Annotated in this window: 6 protein-coding genes; 1 reads left to right on the top strand and 5 read right to left on the bottom strand. The window is 44.8% G+C overall.

Annotation, left to right across the window (positions count from 1 at the left end; translation table 11 throughout):
• Nucleotides 1-588: 588 nt before the first annotated feature.
• From FO440_RS24195 to FO440_RS24180, 4 genes are all read right to left on the bottom strand, one after another.
• A complete protein-coding gene (locus tag FO440_RS24195) occupies nucleotides 589-771 on the bottom strand; it encodes a hypothetical protein (protein ID WP_144250902.1) in 183 nt (60 codons plus the stop codon).
• A 56-nt stretch (nucleotides 772-827) separates the two neighbouring features.
• The gene (locus tag FO440_RS24190) at nucleotides 828-983 is read right to left on the bottom strand and encodes a lmo0937 family membrane protein (protein ID WP_144249110.1); all 156 of its coding nucleotides are present in this window, start codon (nucleotides 981-983) and stop codon (nucleotides 828-830) included.
• A gap of 104 nt (nucleotides 984-1,087) precedes the next feature.
• Nucleotides 1,088-1,840, bottom strand: coding sequence for a helix-turn-helix domain-containing protein (locus tag FO440_RS24185; RefSeq protein ID WP_144250901.1), 753 nt, complete (start codon nucleotides 1,838-1,840; stop codon nucleotides 1,088-1,090).
• 192 nt (nucleotides 1,841-2,032) lie between these two features.
• Nucleotides 2,033-2,230: a hypothetical protein gene (locus FO440_RS24180; RefSeq protein WP_144250900.1), complete on the bottom strand. Its 198-nt coding sequence runs from the start codon at nucleotides 2,228-2,230 to the stop codon at nucleotides 2,033-2,035.
• 102 nt (nucleotides 2,231-2,332) lie between these two features.
• On the opposite strand from FO440_RS24180, the gene FO440_RS24175 reads away from it, so the two are divergent.
• A complete protein-coding gene (locus tag FO440_RS24175; RefSeq protein ID WP_222104052.1) occupies nucleotides 2,333-3,160 on the top strand; it encodes an NmrA family NAD(P)-binding protein in 828 nt (275 codons plus the stop codon).
• 3 nt (nucleotides 3,161-3,163) lie between these two features.
• Here FO440_RS24175 and FO440_RS24645 read toward each other — a convergent pair.
• Nucleotides 3,164-3,344: hypothetical protein (locus FO440_RS24645; protein WP_186292798.1), on the bottom strand; the 181-nt coding region annotated here is incomplete at its 5' end.

The raw sequence follows: 3,344 nt of genomic DNA, 5'->3' as shown, positions 1-3,344 counted from the left end.
TAACTTCGAGGTGAACGCGATGATCTATGATACTACATTAGCGAGGCACTTAAAAAAAGCATTCGAAGAAGACCTCAAGCACTCTATTAAGATCAATCCCAGCCAATGGGCTAAGCGAACCCTTTTCAGGCAATTGCCCGAAAAGATTTGCCGCTTGTTTTCACCCTTGCTTTAAATCTTGGCTCAACCTGCCGAGGAGCATACTCAAGGCTTCAATAAAAATTCCAAGATCGTCTTCGAAAAGAACAATGTGTTCTCTTCGCTGTTCGTCTTGCAGTTGCGTATTATGCAGATAGGTCGTTTGGTTACTCTCTTTTTTGATGTCAAAAAAAAAAGTAACGTCTTCTGTAGTCACCGAAAGTTTCGGTATTCAGGATGTCAGAAATCGGGCTTGCCTGGATATCGCTTCACATCAAACCCATAAGATCAAATGACAAGAATGATCATCAACAAACAACCGTAAAAGTTGCGTTTTATCAGGCAGATTATGGACATCCCGAAATCAAATATTCTAACAATGTGGGTTTTTTGAAAAACCGACGACGGCCTGGAAAGTGAACAAGAAGATTACGGCCAAAAGAAAAAGAATTAGTGCAACTTATTGCGCGCTTTTTTTAATTCGCGTTCTTTTTTCTGCGCGTCTTTTTCGGCGGTCAGACGCTCACGTACCAGTTCATCCAGCGCCGCATCGGAGGCTGGCCTTAGCGCAATGGCTTGTTCAAAATCTTCAAAGGACAAGGTTTCGTTTACGAAAGTATTTTTCTTTTTCATAATATTTGAAAAGGCGTGCCATCAGACGGCACACCTTTTTTATTATTTATGATTTACTAGACTACCGTGTCCCTGCGGAGAAAGCCCAGTACCAGCGAAATAATCGCGATGACCAATAAAATATGAATTAAACCGCCCGCTGCGTAAGCGAATGTTCCGATGGCCCAGCCTATGATCAGGATGACGGCGATGATGTACAGTAATGATCTCATGATTTTTAGTTTTTAGTGTTCGTTCGCTGATTACATAGCAAATCCGGTACCACCTTTGGCTGTGCCATGAAATGAAAGCCAATTTTGCGAGTTTGTAGTAAATACTAAACAGCGGAGTTGAGTTCTATGGATTTACTTTTCAAAGGCGGGTAACCGAATTCTGCTTTATAAGATTTAGCAAAATGGGACATGCCACCGAATCCGCAGAGCACGGTGATAGCAGCAATAGAATAGTCGGAATAACGAACCAGGAAGTAAGCGTATTCGAGCCGGCGCCGGATCAGCCATTCCATCGGCGTAGTCTCATAAAGCCCGGCGAAATTTCTTTTAAAAGTACTTAAGCTCTGTCCCATGGCAGCGCCCAGTTGTTCAACCGTCATTTTACGGGTATAGTTGCCTTCCAGGTAATAGCTTATTGAACCTTCAACTGGCGACCAATCCGCTGGGAGCGAGCAGGCCAATTGCGCGGCCGAAAGCATTCCTAACATATCTGCCAAAAAGCGGTGCGCCAACGCTCGGCAAATGATTGCTTTATGAGTATTGTCCGACTCTAAACAGAGCTGCAGGGCTTTAAAATCCATTTTTGCCTGACCCGTATTTTTTAATACGATCAGCCCTATATCTGCAACACTGTCATCGGCATTAACAGGCAAAACCGGGAAAATACAGTGGTGCAGGTAATCTGCATGAACATAAAAATGAATAAGCTCGTTATGTCCGAATGCCTCCTGGAAATTTTCTGAAGGAGTTACAAAAGTTTCCGATACAGTCGCTGTCAAATGAAGGAAACCCGAATCTGAAAATTCATCATTCGGAAAAAAGTCCGCCCAGGGTTGGATGTGCGCTAACCCTTCCATTAACGGGCCTTCGTATAAAATTTATTAAAGCAGCTGTAACACCTGTAGCGTTCTAGCGGCAGCCAAAATAAAAAAAAATCGAACCACTCGCCCTTCGGAATTTTATGATGGGAAATGGTGGTGCAGGTAGGGCACCTTACGATTTTTTTATTGGGGTCATTGCTATTGTTCATCGGTAAACGTTCTAAATGACTATCGCGGGATATACCCGTTGCCCGTATAACGCCTGGTCTCACCTTCCAGTATGGCTTTCCAGAAATTATTCACTTGTAGTACCGTGTATTCGCTGGTTCCTTTTGGAAAAATGACTTCGTCGTTTTTTATTTCTACATCTACATTGTAGGATTCGTGAATGGTTGCTTTTGTAAAAGCTATAAATTCTTTGGTCATAATGCGAATATATGCTAAAATTATTAGTATTGCAAGAGGAGGTTCAAGATTAAGTTCGTTCATATTTTAGCTAACAATCAACCCGCTGAATTGTTAATCAAAATGATGAACTATAAGTATATTATTCTCGGAGGGACAGGCCATATCGGTACTGCCCTGGCTAAAGCGCTGGAGGACCGTGGAGAACGGGTACTTGCAGCCGGCCATGATGAAGTCGACGTTTTTGACACCCGTTCTTTAAGCGGGTTTTTCGGGCAGGGTGAGCGCGCCTTTATCCTGAATCCCCCGGCTCCACCGGATGCTGATACCCTTGAACAGGAAACCAAAAGTATACAGTCTATTATCGCTGCCGTAAAAAATTCAAGCCTGGAGAAAATCGTCGCGGCTTCTACTTATGGCGCGCAAGCGGGTAACAACATCGGCGACCTGGGCGTCCTGTACGAAATGGAGCAGGGCCTGAAGGCGCAACAGGTGCCGCTCGCAATCATTCGCAGCGCGTATTATATGAGTAATTTCGATCAATCCCTAAAAGTGGTCAGGGAAACGGGGAACCTGCCTTCGCTTTATCCTGCGGATTTCGAGTTGCCGATGGTCGCGCCGGCAGATATCGGGCTGTTCGCGGCAGAATTAATGGGTAACGGGCAAACGGGTTTGTTTCATATCGAAGGGCCAAAGCGTTACACCATACAGGACGTGGCAAATGCATTCAGTCAAGCGTTAAACAAACCGGTCAATGTTGCGGTGACACCGGAAGCGGATTGGGAAAAATCATTGAGTCAAAGCGGTTTTTCAGAAAAGGCGGCGGCATCATTTGTAAATATGACCAGGTTAACCCTGTATGGCCCGTCAGAAGACGTTAACCAAGCACATTTGGGCAGTACCGGTTTAGAGACGTATATCGAAAACCTGGTTAAGCGGCCAGACGCCTGATGTTTACTTGTCTTTGATCAAGGCATCTGTGGCTAGTTTAGCGGCTTTTTTAGGGACGATGGTTTTCTTACTGATCACGTCCGCAGCTTTATCACTGATCCCTTCTTTAATTCTGCGGCTGATTTGCCTGCGGTATTGCGCGCCATCGTCTGTCAGATACAGCCAGCCCAGACTGATTCCTGCT

The sequence above is a fragment of the Mucilaginibacter corticis genome, from assembly GCF_007558865.1.
In the GTDB taxonomy this organism is placed as follows: Bacteria; Bacteroidota; Bacteroidia; order Sphingobacteriales; family Sphingobacteriaceae; genus Mucilaginibacter; species Mucilaginibacter corticis.
Note: the sequence above shows the minus strand (reverse complement) of the source record. Positions and strands in the feature narration are given on the sequence as shown.